Origin of the sequence: Archangium sp. Cb G35, from assembly GCF_001896145.1 — a bacterium.
Taxonomy (GTDB): domain Bacteria; phylum Myxococcota; class Myxococcia; order Myxococcales; family Myxococcaceae; genus Archangium; species Archangium violaceum.
On the sequence record NZ_MPOI01000007.1, the window covers coordinates 439,396 to 458,783 of the forward strand.

Below are 19,388 nucleotides of genomic sequence, written 5' to 3' on the forward strand. Positions count from 1 at the left end.
TCCGGATCCGCGTCCACTGTGCGGGGGGGGCGAGGGGGGAGACCCTCACCCTACCCCTCTCCCAGAGGGAGAGGGAACACCCACGATCAGGCCTGGGCGGGGGCGACGTACTTCGCCACCTTCACCCGGGCCGGACGGATGATCCGGTCCTTCAGCCGGTAACCGGCCCGGACCTCGGCCACCACCTTCTGGTCATCGTCCGGGTTGGTGGTGATGTCCATGTCCGTGGCCTCGGCGGTGTTCGGGTCATACGGCAGACCCACCACCTGGATGCGCTCGATGCCCGTCTGCTGCAGCTTCGAGAGCAGCCCGTCACGGATCATCTTCACGCCCTGCGCCAGGGGCGACGAGACGTCTCCTCCGCTCATCGACAGGGAGCGATCCAACTCGTCCACCGCCTCCAGCAGCGTGGCGGCCACGTTGCCGCGCTCCACGTCCATCATCCGCTCGCGCTCGCGGGTGAGGCGCTGCTTGAATTCCTCGCGGTCCTTCTCCAGCTCCTGGTAGGCACGGGCGAGCTGATCCACGCGGCGCCGGGCCGCGAGCAACTCGGCCTCCAACCGCTGCTTCTCCGCATCCACCGCGGCCTCCTCGGCCGGTGGCTGCTGCTCGGTGGACGCCTCGGGCGCAGCCGAAGCGGCGGCCTCGTGCGCCTCCTGGGGCGGACCGTCTGTCCGGGGATTGCCGTTCATGCGGCGAACGTAACCAGCCCCGGAGTCGTGTCAACGCTCGAACGACGAGACTAGTGCTCGGCGGGCGCGGCGGGCTGCTCCGACATGAAGCCGTGATCCACCTGGCCCGTCACCTCGTCGATGATCTCCACCTGGGCTGCACGCAGCGAGTAGTACAACAACCACCGCTCGGCCGCCGTGAGTGTCCCCGCGGGCAGGGCCTTCTCGATTTCCTGCACCGTCAGACGGCCCTCACGCAGTCCCTTGGCGAAGAGTGCCTTCCGCGCCGTATAGCTCTTCCCGATTCTATTCTCCACGGCCTCTCCCTCCTTCCCGGCCAACATAATTTCGCCCTTCCAACACCGCAGAACATGCGGCGTGAAAGGGCGAAGGCAAGGCCAGGGAGCAACCAGGCGGGCGCCTGGAGGCTCAGGCGTCGGGAAGATTCCCGCTGGAGTGCTGGGCCCCGGGCGGAGGCGTCTCGTCACTGCTCGCCGGGTGGGCGGAGATGACCTGACGGGCCTCCGGGTGCAGCAGTCCCCGTGCGGCGGTGGCCTTGGGGCCGAGGATGCGGAGGATCTCGTCCTCGTCCACCACCTCGGTGGCGAGCAGCCGGGCGGCCAGGGCCTCCACCTTGTCGCGGTGGGTGGTGAGCACCTCCCGGGCCCGGTCGAGCGCCTCGGTCACCATCTTGCGGATCTCATCGTCCACCATCCGGGCCGTCTGCTCCGAGTAGGAGCGCATCTCCGGACCCCCGGCCGAGCGCAGGAAGGCATTCTGCTCGCTGCCCAGGGCCACCGGACCCAGGGAACTCATGCCGTAGTCGCGCACCATCAGCTTGGCGATCTCCGTGGCCTGCTTCAGGTCGTTGGAGGCACCCGTGGAGACCTCGCCGATGAAGATCTCCTCGGCGGCGCGGCCGCCCATCATCGAGGCCATCTTGTCGCGCAGCTCGTCGTAGGACATGAGGTACCGGTCCTCGAGCGGCAGGGACATGGTGTAGCCCAGCGCGGCGATGCCACGGGGGATGATGGATACCTTCGTCACCCGCTCGGCGTTGGGCAGCATCCACCCCACCACCGCGTGGCCGGCCTCGTGGTGCGCGACGATGTCCTTCTCGCGCTCGTTCATCCGGCGGTTCTTCTTCTCCAGGCCGGCCACCACGCGCTCGATGGCCTCCTCGAAGTCGGCGCGCATGACGAAGTCGCGGTTGCGGCGCGCGGCGAGCAGGGCCGCCTCGTTCACCACGTTGGCCAGGTCGGCGCCCGCGAAGCCCGGGGTGCGAGAGGCAATGGACTTGAGGTCCACATCCGGCCCCAGCTTCACGCCACGGGAGTGGATCTCCAGCACCCGCTCGCGGCCGCGCTTGTCCGGCCGGTCCACCAGCACCTGCCGGTCGAAACGGCCCGGACGCATGAGCGCGCTGTCGAGGATCTCCGGACGGTTGGTGGCCGCCAGGATGATGAGGCCGGCGCGGCTGTCGAAGCCGTCCATCTCCGCCAGGAGCTGGTTGAGCGTCTGCTCGCGCTCGTCATGGCCACCGGCGACACCCGCGTTGCGGCTCTTGCCGATGGCGTCCAGCTCGTCGATGAAGATGATGCACGGCGCCTTGGCGGTGGCCTGGGCGAACAGGTCACGCACGCGGGCGGCGCCCACGCCGACGAACATCTCCACGAACTCGGAACCGGAGAGGCTGAAGAAGGGCACGCCCGCCTCACCCGCGACGGCCCGGGCCAGCAGCGTCTTGCCCGTTCCCGGTGGGCCCACCAGCAGCACACCCTTGGGGATGCGGCCGCCCAGCCGGCGGAACTTCTCCGGCGTCTTGAGGAACTCGACAATCTCCCGCAGCTCGTCCACGGCCTCGTCCACGCCCGCCACGTCCTTGAAGCCCACGCCGGTGTCGGCCTCGGCCTGCACCTTGGCACGTGTCTTCCCGAAGCTCATGACACTCTGCGGGCCCTGACCCATGCCTCCGGCCATCCGCCTCATCATGAAGCTCCACAACACGAAGGCGAACGCCAGCGGCAGCAGCCAGATCAGCAGCACGTCGCTGAAGCCGGACTGGACCACCGCCTCGTACGGGACGCCCTTTTGCTCCAGCAGCGGGACGAGCTGCTCGTCTCCCTCCACGCGGTAGGCCATCCACGGCAGGTCGCTGAGCTCGGGGCGCAGGCGCTCGGTCCCTCCCGCGGGAGTCCCCGAGGCGCGCGCCGCGGAGTTGTCCTTGAGGAAACCCTTCACCCAGTCCGGTGCGATCTGCACCTTGGAGAATTTGTCCTCCTGGATGGCCGTGCGGAATTCGCTGTAGGTCTTGCGCTGCACGCCCGCGTCCTGGAAGACGTTCTTGAAGAGCATGAAGCCCAGGAGGAGCAGCGCGATGTAGCCCAGTGGCGAGCCGAACCGGAACCCCTTGTTGGCGGGTGGAGGCTGAGGCTTTTCCTGTTTCTTTCCGCGCGGGCTCATCCCCGGCGGCATGGTGTTCTGAGGCTTCATCGTCGACGCACTCCCCCTCCCCCATTGCACGTACCCCTGGTGGTACGTGGTACGACTGATCCGCGGGCAAAAGATGTTCACACCCGCCAGCCGGTCAACCCGGCATGCCCCACGTAGCCGGGTAATGGTGGTAACGCCGGAACAGCACCCGTCCATCCGGGCAACGGAAATGCCCGGCAGCGAACACGCCACGCGGGGAGACACCGCTAGCGGCAGTCCACCCGGTACATGAACTGGCCGGCGAACTCGGAGCCGAGCACGAAGGAGCGTCCACCAGGCAACCAGGTGATGGCCTCGGACTGGGCCTGGCTGGGGCCGGACACCTCCACCACCTGGCCCCTCACGAGCTCCTCCAGCCGCGACGCTCCCGGAGCGCGCACCTCCCATACGCGGGTATAGGTGCGCAGCAGCAGCCGCTGGCCGGACGGATGGAGCGCCGCCGAGGTGGTGCGGTAATCCACCCCCCCGGGCGCCTGGAGCGTGCCCAGGTGCGCGGCCTTCGCCACCGTGCCCGGTGCGAGCCCCTCCAGCGCGAACACCTCGCCCAGCGAGCCGCGCTCCTTGGTGATGACGGCCGGCCGGCCCGTACCCGGCTCGAGCACGAGCGACTCCGCGTCATGCGGCCTGTCCGGGTAGGTGAAGGCCAGCGTCTCCACGGCGACACTGGCGTCGGCCACCTCCGGCTCGGGGAAGCGGAAGAGGCGCACCTGGGGCCGGCGCTCGAAGTTGTCTCCGATGTCGGCCAGGTAGAGGCACTCGCGCGGCTCGCCCGGGGCGCACGGGCCCAGGGCGATGTCCTCCAGGTCCATCCTCGCCGCGTCCTTCGGCTCCAGCCCGGTGAGCGTCACCGTGGCGAGCACCTTGCCGGCGGCATCCAGGGCGAACACCCGGAAGGCGTTGCCAGAGTCGTTGTGCGCCCACAGCACCCCCTCGTGGCGGGTACTGGCGGCGAGGCCGGACATCTCGGCCAGCTCCAGCGGCACCTGTCCTACCCGCCGGGGCTCTCCATGGAGCACACAGCCGGGCAAGCCCTCGGCGGACGGGTAGCGCGGATCGGCCACCGGGGTGGAGGCATCCGGACTGGAGGGCTTCTTCGTCGTGCAGGCCCCGAGCAACAACCCCGCGAGCACCAGGGCGGTACGACGGCCCACGTCAGGCTTCCAGCCCCAGCAACTTGGCCAGCGTCTTCGCGTCCGCGTCGGGGAACTGGTACTTCGACATCTCCTCCAGCGTCACCCAGCGGTGATCATGCACGCGCAGGTGCTGGATGGCCGACTCGGAGCTGGTGAGCCGGCAGCGGTAGACGCGGAAGTCGATGTCGTAGCTGGGGTAGTCGTGATGGGTGTGGAGGGCCTGCTCCATCACCTCCACCTCCACGCCCATCTCCTCGCGGATTTCACGCGCGAGGGCCTGCTCGTCCGCCTCCCCCTCCTCCACCCGGCCACCGGGGAACTCCCAGAGCAGCGGGAGGGTCGCCTTGGGCGGGCGCTGGGTGATGAGGTAGCGCCCCTCGGCGTTCTGAAGCATCGCGCCCACGACGCGGATGTGACGACGAGCCATTTCCGGACTCCTTCTCGCGGAAGCAGGAAGGGGGGCGGACTAACACGGCCCGGGGCCCCAGGCCAAGCCTCAGGACCCCTCGGACCCCTTCAGGACGCCTCAGGACTCCTTTCCAGGGCCTCCCCGGCGGCTCCGGGACGCCGCCCCCTTGCCCCGCTTCGGCGTACCCGGGGGCTGCTCCAGGTCCTCCAGGACGGCTTGGTTGAGCGCCGAGACCTCCGCCACCAGCTCGGCCCGTCCGTACCGCAGGCCCGAGCGCCACAGATGATCCCGGAGCGCCTGGGCCAGCTCCCCCCCCGTGGCATAACGCTCCTCCCTCTGCGGCGCGAGCGACCGGTGGACGATGGGCCGCAGCCCCTCCGGCAGCGAGCGCGCCGCCGCCTGCACGTCCTGGGGGCTCAGCTGGCGCATGCGCTTCATCAGCTCGCCAGTGCGCGCGGCCGCCAGCTCCTCGAGTCCCGGTACCCGGCCATCCCCCCGCGCACGCAACTGGCGGCTGAGCAGCTCCGCCTCGTGGCGATCCGCGGCGTCCAGCAGGTGCTGGCCAGTGAGCGTCTGCAGGAGGACCAGTCCCAGGGAGAACAGATCCGAGCGCCCATCCAGCTGCTCCAGCATGGCGCGCTCGGGGGAGCTGTAGGCCAGGTTGCCCAGATCGCTGTCGCCCTCGGTGGAGATGCGCCCCTCCAACCGGGACCAGGCCGCTCCGAAGTCCATCAACTTCACCTCGCCGTTCCGGCCGATGAGGATGCCCTGGGGTGTCACGTCCCGGTGGACGACGCCCAGCGCGCGGCCCTTCTGATCCAGGAGCCCGTGCGCGTAGTGCAAACCATCCGCGACCTCTGAGGTCACATAGCAGGCGAAGGCCTCGGAGAAGGAGCGGCCGGCCCGGGCGGCCAGACGCATCAGGTCACCCAGGGGCCGGCCCTCCACGTACTCCAGCAGCAGCAGCGGCGTGTCCGCAGTGCCCCCGAGCATCTGCACCGAGACGATGTTGGGGTGGCGCATCTGGCTGCCCAGGCGCGCCTCCTCCACCAGCCGCTGGTAGTCCTCCTGCCGCACCACGCGGTTGAGCCGCTTGAGGACGGTGAGGCCGCCCTCTCCGTCCTGGTAACGCTGGCGCGTGAGCAACAGCTCGCCATGATGGCCCTGTCCCAACGAGCGCACCAGCTCGTAACTCACCATCCCGGCATCGAACACCACCGGGTGGGTCTCACGTGTGGATGTTGTTTCAGGGGTCGTCCGGATCGACATGCGAAGTACTCCTTGGGGGTTTCCGCGGGCTGACTCGAAAGGTAAACATGCGCCCCCGAAAGGACCAAGAACGATGACGGGGAGCCAGCAGGGCGGACGTTCAGGCCATGACCTCCAAAGTCGTGTCTACCTCTCACATGACTCTTGAAGTCACCACTTTTCCGGTTATCTTAGAAGTCATGTAGGCCGGGGGTTCCGGGCCCTACTCCTTCCACTCTCATTCAGGACCGCACGGCACATGGCACTCCCACGAGGACTGGCAGGGACGATCGGGACAGCAGCCCGGGCGGCTCGGGTCCAGGCCAATCTCACCCAGGAGGACGTGGCCGAGCGGGTGGGTCTCGCCACCGAGGTGTATGGACGGCTGGAGCGCGGCGGCATGCTGCCCAGCGTCCCCACCCTGAAGAAGCTGTGCGAGGTCCTGCGCATCCCCTCGGACGTGCTGCTGGGGCTGACCCCCGCCCAGGAGAACTTCTGGACCAAGGAGCCACCGGCCCGTCCCGTCGAGGAGCCGGGGGAGATCCGCCGCCTGGTCCGCACCGTGAAACGGCTGGAGCCGGCCGAGTTCCGCCTGCTGAGCCTGATGGCCACCGGCCTGCTGCGCCTGCGGCTGATGCGGCAGGGACGCGCCTCCCGCGACTCCTCCCCCTCCTGAGCGTCTCCACCGCGAGACCCTTTGCCGGAGCCCGGGGAGCGGGCGGGCGGGGGGAGGCTCCGCCCTCCTACCCTCGGGTTTCCCTGGGCAACACCCGGCCCGGGGAGCTAGGTAGGTGAGCCGGATCCCGGCCACCCCATGACAGCTGCCCTCCTCACGCTCACCCTCTTTCTCGCCTCGGGACAGTACGCGCCCCAGCAGGCTGGAAGTGAACCCCTCGCGCCGGCCCTCGAGGCCCGCGTGCAAACGCTCGGCAAGGAGCTGCGCTGCGCCGTGTGCCAGGGCCTCTCCGTCGCGGACAGCCCCTCGTCCATGGCCCGTGCCCAGCTCGATAAAATCCGGGAGCTGGTGGCCGAGGGGAAGTCGGACCAGGAGGTCCGTGACTACTTCGTGGCCCGCTACGGCGAGTGGGTGCTGCTCCAGCCCAAGGCCGAGGGCGTGAACCTGCTCGTGTGGCTCGGCCCGGTGGCCCTGCTGCTGGGCGGCGCCTTCGTCATCTTCCGGCAGGTGCGGCGCGAGCCCGCCGCGGCCGCTCCGGCGGTCTCCGCGCCCGCGACGCCCCCCGCCGCTTCCACCGATTCCGAGGACCCCTACCTCGCGGCCGTGCGCCGGGAGCTGGATCAATGAACCCTACAGCGACCAATTGGGCGCCTGGCCTCATCGTGCTCACGGTGGGCTTCATCGCCGCCGCGTTGTTCCTCTTCACCCGTAAGGTGGCCGCGTCCGCGCCGGAGGCGAAGGATGGCGCGCTCGAGGATCTGGAGCGGCGCTACCAGTCCCTCATCGAGCAGCTCAAGGAGCTGGCGGCGGAGAAGCACACCCTGGAGCCGGAGCGCTACGAGTCGGAGCGCAAGCGGCTGGAGCTGGAGGCCGTGGCGGCGCTGCGTGCGAAGGACGAGCACCTGAAGCGCGGAGCCACCCAGGACGGGCCGGGCGCGCGGCGGGAAGCGCCGGCGTCGAAGGGGCTGCTGTCGCCGCAGCTCAAGGGCGCGCTGTGGGGCGGAGGCATCGTGCTGTTCTTCGCCACGCTGGGCTACACGCTGGTGTCCGAGCAGCGCACGCGGGGCGAGGATGATGCCGCCACGGGCCGGGTGCCTCCGGGCATGGGCGCCACCGCGCAGCAGCCGCAGGAGGACACGCAGCTGAGCGAGGCGATGGAGCGCGTGAGGAACAACCCGGCGGACCTGGATGCGGCGGCGCTGCTGAGCCACGAGCTGATCCGGCGGCAGATGTACGAGGAGGCGGATCGCGTCACGAACCGGGCGCTGGCGGTGGATCCGTTCAACGTGGAGCTTCGGGTGCACCTGGGCGTGCTGAAGGCGGTGCGCGGGGACGAGGCGGGCGCGGAGCAGGATCTGATGATGCTGGTGGACACGTACCCGGACGCCCAGGAGGCGCTGCTGTTCATGGGCGCCATCGCGATGCGGCAGGGCGACAAGGAGAAGGCGCTGGGGATGTTCGAGCGCTTCGCCGTGGAGGTGCCCAGCGAGATGCACCCGCCCCCGCTGCTCGCGGCCATCCAGCAGCTGCGCGGCGAACTGGGCCGGTAGAAAGCCCTGCCCACGGGTTCGAATCCCGTCGGGGACAACCCGAGAAGCCCAGCAATCGCAAAGGGTTGCTGGGCTTTTCTTTTGCCCCGGTTCCTCATGTGCCCTCAGTGTGCCCCTCCGGCGTCTCTGGCCGGTGCGGCGTGGAGCTGGGGCACAAGCCAGTCGACCGTGCCGAGCCTCAAGGGGTGGAACGCCCGCCGATCTCCGGGAAGCGCTCGTAGGCCCGTTCAAGCGCATCCAGGTGGGCGGGGTTGTCCAGGTCGAGCGGCGCATCCGTGAGCCTGACCACCCACCCGCCCGTCGCGGTGCGCCGCGCCCGTGAGAGCAGCTCGGCGTCGCGGACCGGGTCCGGGAAGCCGATGGTCCGTGCAGCGGCGTCTGACCAGTAGTTCAGCCACCCGAGGCGATGCGGAATCTCAGGCGAGCGCATGGCACCAGGGGACTTGATCATCGGCAGGCCACGGGGAGGCGGCTCCAGATCGTCTGGCCGATTCTTCGTCTGGCGTGCAATGTCCACCCCCGCGCTGAACGGCGTCGCGAGCCCCCAGAATGCGCGTGCTTCCTCCGCCACAGCCTCTAGCAAAGCCGCCGCAGCCGCGATGCCGTCTGCGGACAGAGGCACTGACACATGGAATTCAAACTGTGCTCGACCGCCAGGGGACATCCCTGCCGGTTTCCCCCACCCCATTACCCTCACTCGGAAGTTGTCATCGATGCTGCGCAGAGTCGGAAATTCCCCGCGCTTACTCTCACGGGCAACGAGTGCATCACGATCCTGTACCGGGACAAGTTGTCCCTCGTCAGAAATCATAAGCCCGATGCACAAGCCGGGAACTGCGCTTTCCATCCCATGAACAACAGCCAATGGACGGCCATCATCGACCGCAAGCGCAGGTGCGTAGACGATCATGGTCATCTGGTCTTTTTGTGTGGCGGACATTTCAGCACCAATCCATGAGGACGATAACGCCCTGGAGTTGCGGTTCCTCAATTTCCAACATGGCCTTGTGAGTGGCGCTTCGCACGCCGACCTGGAAGCCAAATCCACACGCCCTCGCAAGCTCGCGCTCTACCAGGAAGTCACGCACATTCTTTCTGATCACAATGTCTCGAAGTTCGAGCGGATATGTATCGAAATTGTCGGTCTTCACCTCCCATAGCACGCCAGCCACAACTTGCAGCGCGTCGAAAGCCTTGCCGTTGACGAGCGCGTTAGCACCACGATAGGCGTTGAATGGAATTCCGTCGGCACACTGATTGTGCAGCTTATTTCCACCCTTGGGTGGCACCCGTTGGGGCTTGCACTCCGGGCGGCGCTCTCTCTCCGTGACTTCGGTTGGCCCCACGGGAGGGAAATCCGGTCCTTTGGGCTCCGGCTTGGGCCTTTCTTTCGGCGAGGGTTTCTGCGGCGCTGGCGTCGTTTCTGGCACGGGGCGCGTTTCTGGCGCGGGCCTCGTTTCTGGCGCGGGCTTCACTTTCTCGGGATCGCCCCAACTCAGCTCATACGCATCCAGCGCCTCCTTGATGGCGAAGCCCACCACGACAACGCCCGCCACAACTACCGCTCCCACGAAGATCTCCGGGGCCGCCAGGACGCAGACCCCCAGCCCCATGGCAGCGGCCCCCACAGAGGCAACCGCGCATCGTCCTGCGATGTCGTGAAACTCAATCCGGTCATGGTCGAGGGCATGAAAGCACCGTTCCGCCAGCACGGGCCAGGGCTCGGAAGCCTCCTGTACAGCGCAGCGCCCCCCGTCCGTCCAGGGCAGCGCCGCCGCTCGCTGGAGGTTGGCGAGCCTTGGGTCCCGGGCCGCTGGCTCTCTTGGAGTGAGCGGTGTCGTCGTACAGGCTGAGAGAAAGAGCAGAAGTGCGATGCACGCTCGGAGACGCATGGCCGGGTTCTCCATTCGGACTAGGACCTGACGGATCCTGGCGGGGCCGTTCGGAGTATGACAGCGCCCCGACAGCCACGAACGAGCGCTCCGGGGCGCGGCCGAGGTCAGGATGCACCAACCGCAGTTCGGGCATGTGGAGGGCTCCCGGGGCGGTAGCGATACCATCGGGCGTGCTCTCGCGGACAGTGCTGGGACAGGAGACGGTTTGCCCGTACCAGGAGGGGCCGAGTATCCAGGCCGCTCGCGCCTCGACTGGCGCCCCCGGCATCGTCCCCGCCCCCCCGCTGAGCGCGCCCCGCGCATGATCGCGCTGCCGCACGAAGTCGCTGCCAGGGAATACGAATGCAAGTACGGTGGGTGTCACAATGGCTACCGGGAACGAGCTGGAGAGCGGCCTCCGCCAGCAGGTGGAGATAGCGGTTCGCAGCGGCTACGGGACGGAGAGTGAGGTCCTCGCCCAGCTCGAGGAGCGGGTGAGGCGCGAATTCGGGAAGGCTCCGGCGGCCGAACGGCTTCTGGCGTATGCCCGGAACCTGCTCGATGCACAGCTCAAGGAAGAGGCTCGCTGGACTGAGCCGACGACGAACGATGCCATCTCGTGGGCATTCGAGGAACTGAACGGCGAGGGCATCGCCGCGGCGCAGAACGTAGGAGGCACCCTCTCGGAGGCCTGGGCGCGCGTGATCGACGCAGTGCGGGGCGACTACGTTCCGGCGAGAGGCGCCACCTTCTTCCTCGAGCAGGATGTCGCACAGGGGGTCCTTGGGGCGGGGCTCATGCTCTCCTTTGGAGCGCTCTCGGACGAGGGGACGCGGGATGACGATGACGAGGCGAGCCTGGTCATCGCGCGCGAGGTGTTCGAAACGCTGGAGCGGCACGGGGTTGCGGTGGAATGGGACGGAAGCGTGGGGTCTCGCATTCGCATCCTCCCGTTCCCCTGGCGAAATCGCCGCTGGTCTACGCTGCCGAGCAGGGCATCCAGCATGGATGACGAGCCATGAACCGTCAGGAATGAGCGGGGGAGCCGGTCAGGGTCCATCATCAGTCCGTCGCGCCAGGTCGCGGGAGATACGTGTATGTCCAATCGAGAGCTCATCGTCCTCGGGTCCGCCAGCCAGGTGCCGACGCGTCACCGCAACCACAACGCCTACTTCTTGCGCTGGGACGAGGAAGGAATCCTGTTCGACCCGGGAGAAGGCACCCAGCGGCAGATGACGTACGCAGGCCTGTCGGCCCGGCAGGTCACCCGCATCTGCATCACCCACTTCCATGGGGACCACGCGCTGGGGCTGCCCGGCATCATCCAGCGGCTCTCGCTGGACTCGGCGCCCCACCCCGTCGAGATCTACTACCCGGCCTCGGGGCAGGCCTTCTACGAGCGGCTCCGGCACGCGACGGTCTTCATGGACAAAGCCACCATCGTGCCAAGGCCCATCGCGAAGGACGGCGTGCTGGCCGAGACGAAGGGCTTCAAGCTCTCCGCGGCGCGTCTGGAGCACTCGGTGGACACGTTCGGCTTCCGGCTCGAGGAGCACGCGCGCGTGCAGCTCATTCCCGCCCGGCTGGCGGAGCATGGGTTGTCGGGGCCGCGTGTCGGGGAACTCCAACGGAGAGGCCTGGTCGAGGTGGAAGGCCGCATCGTGCGCCTGGAGGACGTGGGCGAGAAGCGGGAGGGGCAGGCCTTCGCGTTCATCATGGATACGCGGCCGTGCGCGAACGCCGGGCGGCTCGCGGAGGGCGTGGACCTGCTGGTGTGCGAGTCGACGTATCTCGACAGCGAGCGCGAGGAGGCGCATGGCCACTTCCACATGACGGCGCGCCAGGCGGCGGAGCTGGCCCATGCGGCGAAGGCCCGGCGGCTCGTGCTCACGCACTTCTCGCAGCGCTACGAGGACACGGCGCCGTTCGTCCAGGAGGCCCAGGCGTTGGTCCAGGACGTGGTGGCCGTGCGGGACCTGGACCACGTCGAGGTTCCGAAACGCGCACGGGCGGAGTGAGCCGTAGGTCCGCACGGAAGGTGGAAGCGCCAGCCATGACGAACGAGTACGAGACCGAGCCGAGGTGCCCGCGCTGCGGGGGAGCATTCGGAGACTCCACCGTGGAACGGGGCATCGTCTCCACCCCGTGCCGGGAATGCGGCTACGTGATGCAGGCAATCTATTGCGCGCCGCTCCCTCTGGAGCCCCAACCCGTCTGGCGCCTGTGTATGAAGTGGCGCGGCTCCAGCGCAACCGTCAAGGACGCCGCGTTGCTGCGGCAGTTCATCCCGGACTTCAAGGACCTGCCCATCTCGCAAGTGCATCAGCGGCTCGGGGGACATTCGGAGTTGACCCTCCGCTGGCTTCCGAAGCGCGTGATGCGGGAGCTTCGCGACGCCGCGGAGGCACGGGGCTTCCAGGTGGAGGCGGAACCGGAAGAGGAGGAGCCCCCTTCCTCCTGAGCCCGGCACAAGCCTCGTGTCAGACGGGGCCATCCACGACAATCCAGAGGCGACCGAGCAGTCCGAATTGTCCTGAAAGGATTGTCCGGCGCGAGACGGGCCGGGTGGAAATGGGGGCCGCCCGCCAGTGTGAGGCACGGGGACCACCGTGGTACACCCCACCCTCATGTTCTTCTGTTCACGGCGAGTCGTCGCTTCCATCTGTATGTCGGTAGGCTTGTCGCTGCTGTGCGGCGCGGCCGCGGCTGCCGAGCCCTCCCCCGGAGACTCGCCCCAGCGAGTGACGCCCGCGGGCGGGCTGTTCAGCATCGAGTTCCCCGCGGCGCCCACATGCGACGCGAATGCGGACGAGCCGAGCTGCCACTATGTGTATCCCAAGGAGGGGTGGGTCCTGAGCGCGTCGCTCTCGAAGGTCACGTCCTCGGAGCCACCCGCCAAATCCCTCCAGAAGTATCTGGACTCGAGTGCGGAGGACGGAAGCTTCCGGATCGCCCGCCAGGAGGCCACACACGTCGGCGACCTCCCCGCGCTCGACTACCGCTTCGAGTCCACCGACGAATCGGCCTATGGGGCAGTGGGGCGGTTGGTGCTCATCGGCACGCGGATCGTCGCCATCGAGGTGGGCGGTGAAACGCTGCCCTCCGAGGAGGCCGTCCAGCGCTTCATGAACACCTTTCGCGTGGAGGGCCAGCCGGGGAAGTCAGAGGCCGTCGCGAGCTCGGCTCCGGAGCCCCAGCCCATTCCGGAGCCCTCCGCCGCGCCTGGCCCCACGCAGCCGACAGCAGCTCCCCAGCCGGCGCAGGCGTCCTCCGCTTCGGTCCAGCCCGAGCCCTCTCCTTCGTCCATCACCGCGCGGATGCAGGCCTCGCTGCTCAAGCCAGGCAAGCTCCAGTATCAGAGCATCCAGGAAAAGCTCCCCGGAGAAGGAATGCCCTGGAGCTTCTCCGTGGGGACGGCCAAACGCAGCATCCAGCGCAAGCGCGACAAGAAGCGTGACGCTCTCATCATCATCGAGACGGGCCGTACCCAGACGGGGACGTTCGAGCACCGCTTCTGGCTCGATGCGAAGACCTTGCTTCCCTACCGGTGGACGAGCCGGTCTCCCGGTGCCTCGACGCGGCTGGAAGTCATCGACGGATTCCTGCGCGCGGAGGGCAAGGGCGCCAGCGCGGTGAAGTTCAACCAGCACTTGGGAGACACGCCGCTCTTGTTCCCGGGCGCTCCGCTGGAGCTTGCCCTCTCCACGCTTCCCCTGGCGCCGGGCTTCACCGGGAGCGTCCGGGTGCTCGACCCGGAGGGAATGGCCGCTGGAAAGCCCTTCTCCACCTGGCGGGTCTCCGTTCCCTTCGCCGGCCCGGTCACGGGTCTCGCGAGACTCAAGAAGGACGTCGCGAGCTACAAGGTCGAGCTGCTCGAGTCCACCGGGGAGAAGGAATTGGAGAAGGCGCCGCGGAAGATCATCCTGTGGATCGAAAGCGAGGCGCGCCGCGTTCTGCAGGTGGAGACCGAGGCTCCCTTGTCGCGAGGCGGTACCAGGAGCGTTCAGACGATCCAGGCCCAACGTTGAGCCTCGGGTGCGCCCCCCGGCCGCCATGACCACGAGTGCCGGGGCCTACCGTCTCATGCTCGCCGCGGGTTGAAGAGCTCCGACGCGTCGACGTAGGCGTTGTACTCGGCGAGCTTGCCCTTCTCGAAGCGGGAGATGGTCGCCCACGGCACGGTGAGTTTGCTGCCGTCCTTGCGCACGTACGTGACAAACCCGTTGGCGAAGGCACGGTCCTCCAACGTCCAGCAATTCTCGAACTGGTGGCTGATGCCGCCAATCGCGCCGAAGAACCCACGGATGAAGTCCTCGATCCGGTCACGGCCGGCGACCGGCTCGTTGTTGCCGAAGCGGAAGACGCCCCCCTCGGTGAAGCACGCCGCGAAACCGCGCGCGTCGAGCGCATCCACATGCGCGAACATCTCGTCGATGAATCCCCTGTAATTCATGGCCGCGTTCTCATTTGTGACAGCGCACCCGATTGAGCGCTGCGCATACAGGCTTGTACTTTAGGGAAAACGAAGAGAAATGCTACAGCGGGCAAGCCCATTGGAAGCCGGGGGGCGCGGTGAAGATGACGACGAGTTCGGTCCAGCCGACCTGTATGCCATCTGAGGCATAACATCACAAGACGACAACTATGTTGTTGCAGCAGTCAGCTGACGCGCAGGCGCGCCATGCGGCATCCCCACTGCCACAGCCGTAAGATGGCCCCCACCACCAGGACTGTCTGGGCCGAGGACACGGCCAGGAAGGCCAACTGCGGCAGGAACAGTGCCGCGAGCGAGTTCCGGTCCTCGATGTGCCAGAGCGTGAACGCGGCCGCGAGCCATCCAGGGAGATGAATCACGGTGGACCAGAGATTCATGGGAGCAGCCACCTCGTCCGTGTAGATGCGCGCCTGGTCCATGAGGGAGTCGCCTTCTTCCATGAGCAACTCGGACGACACAATCCACAGGTGGATGAGCACGTTCACGAGGACCGCGAGCATGGTCACGCGCCAGGCAAGCCAGGGACGACGATCGGAATTCGCAGGGCTGTTCATTTCACCTTCCCCCAAGAGACACCCGCAAACTAGACACACGCCTCGATTACCAACAGGAACAAAGGCATGCCTCATCGATAACCCGCAGTCATCGACGTCCAGTTTGCACTGCCAGCCAGCTCTCCCTGGTAGGAGCTGACGCCCTGAAGGGTGAGGCTGTTGGCGCTCAGCCCCGAGCACAGGGCCGCCTCGGAGGACCCCAGCGGCTCCTCGGAGGGAGCAGAGAGGGCTGCCTCGCATGGCACCGGAGGGACAGGGCGCACGCGCGAGCCGCGGAGGACGCGCGCCACATCCCTAACTTCCACCTGATGCCGTCTGGCCCGGCGCAACCCGCGCCGTGCTCTCTCTCCGCGAGGTGGCCATGGAATCGGTGGACTCCCTGCTCTCGGCTGTGCGCGAGGCGCTCGCCCGGGAGCCACGCCTCGATTTGCAGCGCTACCCCATCCGGCTGTGGTGGGAATGGAACGACCTCGGCATGGCGGGAGAGGTCCCCGATGTGGCTTCCAAGAAGCTCGCCCTGGAGCGGGCGGCCGCCGTACCGGGCGTGGCCCACATCATCGACGAGCTCCACGTCATCCCCGACCGCCGCCTGCCAGACGACCAGGTGCTCGAGCATGTGTGCCGGGATCTCTCGGCGGAGTCCGCCCTGCTGCCCTTTACCCTCCGGGCCCGTATGGGAAAGAAAGCTCGAACCTGGCGTGACGCCGGCCCGGATGCCCGCGGCGCCATCGAGGTCCGCGTGGAGGACGGGGTGGTCACCCTCGACGGAGACGTGACGGGGCTAGGCCACAAGCGCCTGGCGGGTGTGCTGGCCTGGTGGGTGCCGGGCGTGCGCGACGTCGTGAACGGGTTGGGCGTCAGTCCCCGCGAGCAGGACAACGATGGGGAGATGGCGGACGGCGTGCGGCTCGCCCTGGAGAAGGACCCCCTGGTGAGCACGGAGAGCGTCTCCATCTCCTCCCGGAGCGGTGTGGTCACCTTGAGCGGCGCGGTGAACAGCGAGATGGCGCGCGAAGCCGCCGAGCGCGACGCCTGGTGCGTGTGGGGCGTTGACCTCGTGGACAACCAACTGGTGATCGGCGGTTGATCGCGCGGGTCATCCAGGCCGGGCGGTCTTGAGCCGTTTCATCCACCGGTTCAACAAACCGGATGAAAGGCCGGAGGACGTATCCGCATAGGCAGAGGCCGCGTGGATCCACACTTCCACCTCCGTGCCCCCCTCCGGAGCACTGCTCATCCGCAGCGCTCCACCCAGGCGCCTGGCTCGCTCGAACATGCCCTTGATGCCGTAACGGCCCGGCTTGCCTTGGTGATTGGCATAGAGAGGGTCCAGGCCCGTGCCGTCATCCTTCACGCACAGGCTCAAACGGTGCTCCTCATACGTCAGGGACACGGCGATGGAGCGGGCCTTCGCATGGCGTACCGCGTTGGCCGCCGCCTCCCGGGCGATCATGAGCAACTCGTCGCGAACGGCGGCGCGCAGCGGCCGTTCGTCGCCGGTGACGGAGACATCGACGAGGAGCTTTCCGTCCGCCAGCTCCCACGCCGCACGAGCGAGCGCCGTGCCGAGCGGCCCGTCCGTCTCACGCAGATCCGAGACCCGATCGCGCGCGGCGGCGATCAATCCCTCGGCCTTCACGATCGCGCGTTCCATCTCCTCGTTGAGTCTGGGTTCGACGATTCGCCTGGCCACGCTGTCGAACTGGAGCACCAGGCCCTGCACGCCCTGGAGCAGCGTGTCGTGCAGCTCGCGGGCAATCCGCTCCCGTTCGCGGTGGCGCTCTTCCAGCCGCAGTTGGACCTGGTTTTCGATGACGCGGGCCCGCATCCGGTACGCGCTCCAGACGATGGCCAACAGCACGGCCACGCAGGTCACGGCGAAAGCCTTCGTCTGGACCAGGGTGGGCTCGATGGTGAAGTCCAGCGTGGCGCCCGTTTCGTCCCACACGCCGTCACCGTTGGAGGAGACCACGTGGAAACGATAGCGGCCGTGGGTGAGATGGGCGTAGGTCGCCTCGCGCACCGAGCCGCCGTCGTGCCACTCGCCGTCCACTCCCTCCAGCCGGTAGCGGAAACGTGCCCGGTCCGCCGCCGAGAGCGTGACCGCGGTGTAGCGCAGCGTCACGCTGCGGGTACCTTCTGGCAGATGCAGGCCGTCCCCGGCGAGATAGGTACGGTCGCCGGCCCGAACGCTCTGGATCTCGGTCCGAGGTGGGCGCTCGTTCCTGGGCAACGCGGCCGGATCCAGCCACGCGACGCCGAGGTTGGTGGCGAACCACAACCGGCCGCGCTGATCCCTCACCGCCGTGGGGACCGCGCTCGCCTGCAAGGCGATGCCGGGCAGCCCGTCGCGCCAATCGAACAGGCGATAGTTCAGCTCACCGCCGGGCTGCGAGAACATCCTTTCGATGTCGCCTGCCTTCACCTGGACCACGCCCCGCCCGCCGTTCATCCACAGGTCCCCATCCAGCGACTCGACGATGCCGGTGATGAGACCAAAAGCGATGTCCCGGCTTTCCAGAATCGTCGCGAAGCGCTGGCCGTCGAAACGCGCGATCCCATTCTCGCCAGCGACCAACAGGTTCTTGCCGGTCGCGTGAATCGAGGTAGCGCGGCCGATCGCCAATCCATCGCTCGCGCCGTATCGGGTCGAGTGGCCGCCGGACCACCGGACCACTTCGTCCTCGAACGCCATCCAGACCACGTTGCCGGGACCAAGCGCCATGGCGTTGGGAGCGGGGCTGTCGCCGAACCGCCTTTCGGGTTGGATGCCCTCAGGTGTGGCGACGAAGATCCCGAGGCCGAAAATGGACAGCCACATGCCGTCCTCGCCGTTCGGTATGAAGGACATCACATGCGACTGAGCGTTGCCGGCGGGGAGATCGAATTTCCGCAGCGTGTCGCCCGAGCGCCGGAACACCTCCCGTCCGTTGAACCACCACAGCGCACCATCGGCGGCGGTGATGGCCGAACGGGCCGGCACCGGACCGCCGAAGGCGCGAGGTGCGGCGGGAGGGTCCACCACCAGCGCGGTCAGCCGATTGCCCGCCACCACCCGGGTATCCAAGACCGCGAGCGCGAAGCCCCCTTGAGACGCTGACGACAGTTCGGGGAGCTCATGCAGGCGCTTCTTCTGGAAACCCGCCAGCCCGGCGTTCGTGCCCGCCCATACGGTGCCCTCGATGTCCTCGATCACCGGCACCACCACCGTGGAGGCCAGTCCATCAGGCCGCTCGAACTTCTCCAGCGGGTCCGAGGGGAGCAGGCCGCGCCCGGTCGGAATGCTGGCCGGAGAGGGCAGCCGCCAGATGCCAGCACCCCAGACGGTGAGCCAGAGGCTGCCGTCGCGGGCGAACAGCATCTGCTTGGCCCGTACGAAGGCAGGCGCGTCCGCCATCGAAGGTGACGAAGATGAGCCGGACGTCCGCGGAGCCGCTGAAGATGCGGGTGCGGTGCCCGGAGGGACGGACCGGGCATGATCCGGCAGAGGGCGCGTCCCTTGGAGCCCCTCGCTCAGCCAGAGCCGGCCGTCGGGGTCCTCCGCGAGCACGGCATCCCGGGAGATCTTTTCTCCCGTGTCCTGGAACCGCCGCTCCCCCGGACGGAGGAAGACCAGCCGGTGTGGCGTGCAGACCCAAAGTACGCCGCGCCGATCGACATAGACATATTCCGCGGCGGCGTCGTCGTAGCCCCATTCCCGGCCCACGGCCTGCCATTGCCCCGCCTCGTACCTGGCCAACCCACCCGCGGCGGCGGCCCAGAGAGCACCGTCCGGAGTGCCAGCGAACCTCAGCACGCGGCCGGGCGGAATCCCCTCGTGATGACCGAAGACGGTGGAGCGGCCATCACGCAGTCGCGCCACACCTCCGGCGTAGAAGCCCAGCCAGATGTCGCCGTTGGGCAGCACCTTCAGCGCGTTGATGTTGGAGGAGGGCAGCCGCTGCCCCTCGCGCAGCGGATAGCGGTCGAAGCGGACCCCATCGAACCGATAGAGGCCCATGCCCGTGCCGAGCCAGAGGTAGCCCGTGGGTGCCTGCTCCAGCGTCCAGATGTCGGCGGGCGCGCCGTCAGTCACCGAGAGCGGGGTGTAGGCGTAGTGGCCGAGGGATGTGGCCGCGGCGTCACAGGGGCTCAGCGAAGCGGCCAGTGCGAGCAAGAGGGAGATGAAGGACGACCGGGGGCACATGGAGTCTCGGGCAGCCGGCCAAGTATGACCGATCGCGCACGGTGCTTCCATTCAGGAGAGTCCCGGCCCCCCTGGGTGGACCGGCGAAGTGGTAGAGGG

The 19,388-nt window shown here is 67.9% G+C and carries 19 protein-coding genes; 8 read left to right on the plus strand and 11 right to left on the minus strand.

The window, feature by feature from the left end; translation table 11 throughout:
- Positions 1–86: 86 nt before the first annotated feature.
- The 6 genes from BO221_RS23285 to BO221_RS23310 all read right to left on the minus strand — a co-directional run bounded on the left by BO221_RS23285 (position 87) and on the right by BO221_RS23310 (position 5,975).
- Positions 87–692 (minus strand): nucleotide exchange factor GrpE, encoded by a 606-nt coding sequence (locus BO221_RS23285; protein ID WP_073562673.1) that lies wholly within the window; start codon positions 690–692, stop codon positions 87–89.
- Positions 693–742: 50 nt separating this feature from the next.
- Positions 743–988 (minus strand): RNA polymerase sigma factor region1.1 domain-containing protein, encoded by a 246-nt coding sequence (locus BO221_RS23290; protein ID WP_073562843.1) that lies wholly within the window; start codon positions 986–988, stop codon positions 743–745.
- 112 nt (positions 989–1,100) lie between these two features.
- Positions 1,101–3,164 (minus strand): ATP-dependent zinc metalloprotease FtsH, encoded by a 2,064-nt coding sequence (ftsH, locus tag BO221_RS23295; RefSeq protein ID WP_233166225.1) that lies wholly within the window; start codon positions 3,162–3,164, stop codon positions 1,101–1,103.
- A gap of 206 nt (positions 3,165–3,370) precedes the next feature.
- Positions 3,371–4,315 carry a hypothetical protein gene (locus tag BO221_RS23300; protein ID WP_073562674.1) on the minus strand — a complete coding sequence of 315 codons (945 nt, stop codon included), beginning with the start codon at positions 4,313–4,315 and terminating at the stop codon, positions 3,371–3,373.
- Between the two features lies 1 nt (position 4,316).
- On the minus strand, positions 4,317–4,724 hold the full coding sequence (locus tag BO221_RS23305) for a (deoxy)nucleoside triphosphate pyrophosphohydrolase (protein WP_043398238.1): 408 nt from the start codon (positions 4,722–4,724) through the stop codon (positions 4,317–4,319).
- A gap of 99 nt (positions 4,725–4,823) precedes the next feature.
- A complete protein-coding gene (locus BO221_RS23310; RefSeq protein WP_083681288.1) occupies positions 4,824–5,975 on the minus strand; it encodes a serine/threonine-protein kinase in 1,152 nt (383 codons plus the stop codon).
- A gap of 238 nt (positions 5,976–6,213) precedes the next feature.
- Between BO221_RS23310 and BO221_RS23315 the strand changes: the two genes are divergently transcribed.
- The 3 genes from BO221_RS23315 to BO221_RS23325 all read left to right on the plus strand — a co-directional run bounded on the left by BO221_RS23315 (position 6,214) and on the right by BO221_RS23325 (position 8,180).
- Positions 6,214–6,630 carry a helix-turn-helix transcriptional regulator gene (locus BO221_RS23315; RefSeq protein ID WP_052518441.1) on the plus strand — a complete coding sequence of 139 codons (417 nt, stop codon included), beginning with the start codon at positions 6,214–6,216 and terminating at the stop codon, positions 6,628–6,630.
- Positions 6,631–6,768: 138 nt separating this feature from the next.
- Entirely contained in the window at positions 6,769–7,257 is a 489-nt protein-coding gene (locus BO221_RS23320; RefSeq protein WP_043398241.1) for a cytochrome c-type biogenesis protein, read from the plus strand.
- On the plus strand, positions 7,254–8,180 hold the full coding sequence (locus BO221_RS23325; protein WP_073562676.1) for a hypothetical protein: 927 nt from the start codon (positions 7,254–7,256) through the stop codon (positions 8,178–8,180). Before BO221_RS23320 ends, BO221_RS23325 begins: the two co-directional genes overlap by 4 nt.
- 178 nt (positions 8,181–8,358) lie before the next feature.
- On the opposite strand, the gene BO221_RS23330 is transcribed toward BO221_RS23325, so the two are convergent.
- Positions 8,359–9,120: a DUF5953 family protein gene (locus BO221_RS23330; protein WP_073562677.1), complete on the minus strand. Its 762-nt coding sequence runs from the start codon at positions 9,118–9,120 to the stop codon at positions 8,359–8,361.
- 1 nt (position 9,121) lies between these two features.
- Positions 9,122–9,892 (minus strand): DUF6310 domain-containing protein, encoded by a 771-nt coding sequence (locus BO221_RS23335; RefSeq protein WP_369865421.1) that lies wholly within the window; start codon positions 9,890–9,892, stop codon positions 9,122–9,124.
- A 548-nt stretch (positions 9,893–10,440) separates the two neighbouring features.
- On the opposite strand from BO221_RS23335, the gene BO221_RS23340 reads away from it, so the two are divergent.
- From BO221_RS23340 to BO221_RS23355, 4 genes are all read left to right on the plus strand, one after another.
- Positions 10,441–11,076: a hypothetical protein gene (locus BO221_RS23340; protein ID WP_073562679.1), complete on the plus strand. Its 636-nt coding sequence runs from the start codon at positions 10,441–10,443 to the stop codon at positions 11,074–11,076.
- A 75-nt stretch (positions 11,077–11,151) separates the two neighbouring features.
- Complete coding sequence (locus tag BO221_RS23345; RefSeq protein WP_073562680.1) at positions 11,152–12,072, plus strand: ribonuclease Z; 921 nt, start codon at positions 11,152–11,154, stop codon at positions 12,070–12,072.
- 35 nt (positions 12,073–12,107) lie between these two features.
- Complete coding sequence (locus BO221_RS23350) at positions 12,108–12,515, plus strand: hypothetical protein (RefSeq protein WP_073562681.1); 408 nt, start codon at positions 12,108–12,110, stop codon at positions 12,513–12,515.
- A 205-nt stretch (positions 12,516–12,720) separates the two neighbouring features.
- Positions 12,721–14,082, plus strand: a complete 1,362-nt coding sequence (locus tag BO221_RS23355; RefSeq protein ID WP_143195627.1) for a hypothetical protein — start codon at positions 12,721–12,723, stop codon at positions 14,080–14,082.
- Between the two features lie 53 nt (positions 14,083–14,135).
- Here the strand turns inward: BO221_RS23355 and BO221_RS23360 are convergent, their stop codons facing one another.
- Both BO221_RS23360 and BO221_RS23365 read right to left on the minus strand, forming a co-directional pair.
- Entirely contained in the window at positions 14,136–14,507 is a 372-nt protein-coding gene (locus tag BO221_RS23360) for a nuclear transport factor 2 family protein (RefSeq protein ID WP_073562683.1), read from the minus strand.
- 206 nt (positions 14,508–14,713) lie between these two features.
- Entirely contained in the window at positions 14,714–15,049 is a 336-nt protein-coding gene (locus tag BO221_RS23365) for a hypothetical protein (protein ID WP_143195628.1), read from the minus strand.
- A 415-nt stretch (positions 15,050–15,464) separates the two neighbouring features.
- Between BO221_RS23365 and BO221_RS23370 the strand changes: the two genes are divergently transcribed.
- Positions 15,465–16,190: a BON domain-containing protein gene (locus tag BO221_RS23370; RefSeq protein WP_073562685.1), complete on the plus strand. Its 726-nt coding sequence runs from the start codon at positions 15,465–15,467 to the stop codon at positions 16,188–16,190.
- A gap of 9 nt (positions 16,191–16,199) precedes the next feature.
- On the opposite strand, the gene BO221_RS23375 is transcribed toward BO221_RS23370, so the two are convergent.
- The gene (locus BO221_RS23375; protein ID WP_073562686.1) at positions 16,200–19,289 is read right to left on the minus strand and encodes a sensor histidine kinase; all 3,090 of its coding nucleotides are present in this window, start codon (positions 19,287–19,289) and stop codon (positions 16,200–16,202) included.
- Positions 19,290–19,388: the final 99 nt, after the last annotated feature.